The sequence below is a fragment of the Thermococcus sp. M36 genome (genome assembly GCF_012027355.1).
Classification (GTDB): domain Archaea; phylum Methanobacteriota_B; class Thermococci; order Thermococcales; family Thermococcaceae; genus Thermococcus.
The window spans coordinates 1-419 of the sequence record NZ_SNUH01000257.1; the positions used below are offsets into that span (position 1 = coordinate 1).

The following is a 419-nucleotide window of genomic DNA, read 5'->3' on the forward strand; positions in this document are numbered from 1 at the left end:
CCTGGTCTGCTTCATTCAATTTCAATTCTTCTGCTTCTTTATTACGCAATAAATCAATTAAAGCTTCTTCCGTTTCTTTTAATGTTGCTGCACACAATGCAGCTTCTGCAACAGTTGGTGCATATTGTTCTTCGCTGTTGTTGATTTGAATCAGTAAATCGCTGTATTGTTTTTCTTTAAAGCTTAATTCCTGTTGCAAACCATCAATCTTACTTTGTTGTTTAGTTAATTGAATGTTTGCTTCGTTGTATTGAGCATTAGCGTTGGAGTATGCTAATTCTGCTTGTTGATAGTCTTGTTCAGCCAACTGCATCTGCTCTTTTGTTTGCTGCAATGCTTCGTTTAATTTATTGAATATATCACGGGTTTCTGCAATGGCATCATGCTCATCCTGTAAACGAATATCAATATCATTCAAT

Annotated in this window: 1 protein-coding gene; it reads right to left on the reverse strand. The window is 35.3% G+C overall.

The window, feature by feature from the left end:
* Window positions 1-419, reverse strand: a 419-nt coding sequence (locus tag E3E36_RS12230) for a hypothetical protein (RefSeq protein ID WP_206203710.1), incomplete at both ends; no start/stop codon positions are given.